This window comes from Dolichospermum circinale AWQC310F (assembly GCF_000426925.1).
Taxonomy (GTDB): Bacteria; Cyanobacteriota; Cyanobacteriia; order Cyanobacteriales; family Nostocaceae; genus Dolichospermum; species Dolichospermum circinale.
The window spans coordinates 220524-221279 of sequence record NZ_KE384685.1; the positions used below are offsets into that span (position 1 = coordinate 220524).

The following is a 756-nucleotide window of genomic DNA, read 5'->3' on the forward strand; positions in this document are numbered from 1 at the left end:
CACAAAATGTTTTAGCAGTTTACAAAGAAGTTGTGAACTGCTTGTGAATTTACCCATAACTTTGCCGTCAACAACACTATAACCCTCATTCTTGCGTCAGCTAATTTTGGATGAAATTGACAGCATTGTTAAAATTAAATCAACTAACCCAGAGCCAAACTGACCCCAAGCAACTGCAAACCGTAGGAGATAACGAACCATGATCCCAGCCAAAGACAACGCCACTCACCTCACCCCAGAAGAATATTTCACTTGGGAAGAAAAGCAACTAGAAAAACACGAACTGATCGACGGTCAAGTTTACGCCATGACTGGCGGTAGCGTTAATCATAGCCGCATTGCAATTCGATTTGCGACTATGGTTGATACCCATTTAGACGCTAGTAGTTGCATAATAGGTAACTCTGACCTGAGAGTTAATATTGTTGGCACAAATAACTACACCTATCCCGATATTAGCGTCACCTGCGATGATCGCGATAAAACCACAACCCAATATATTACCTACCCCTGCTTAATCATTGAAGTTCTCTCAAAAACTACCGAAGCCTACGACAGAGGCGGCAAATTCAGAATGTATCAAAATAACCCAGTCTTGAAAGATTACCTGTTGGTTAGTTCCACTGCGATGGAAATAGATTTGTATCACAAAAATGATGCAGGACAATGGATGATTATTAACTATGGAGAAGGAGTTTAGCTAGTTAAATATTTGCCAACTAATACTAACTAATGCTATGCTTTTCTTATGGCATA

1 protein-coding gene is annotated in these 756 nt (G+C 39.8%); it reads left to right on the forward strand.

Features of this window, described 5'->3' with window-relative positions:
* Positions 1–199 precede the first annotated feature (199 nt).
* The gene (locus ACIR310F_RS22465) at positions 200–700 is read left to right on the forward strand and encodes a Uma2 family endonuclease (protein ID WP_081677592.1); all 501 of its coding nucleotides are present in this window, start codon (positions 200–202) and stop codon (positions 698–700) included.
* The last annotated feature ends 56 nt before the right edge of the window (positions 701–756 follow it).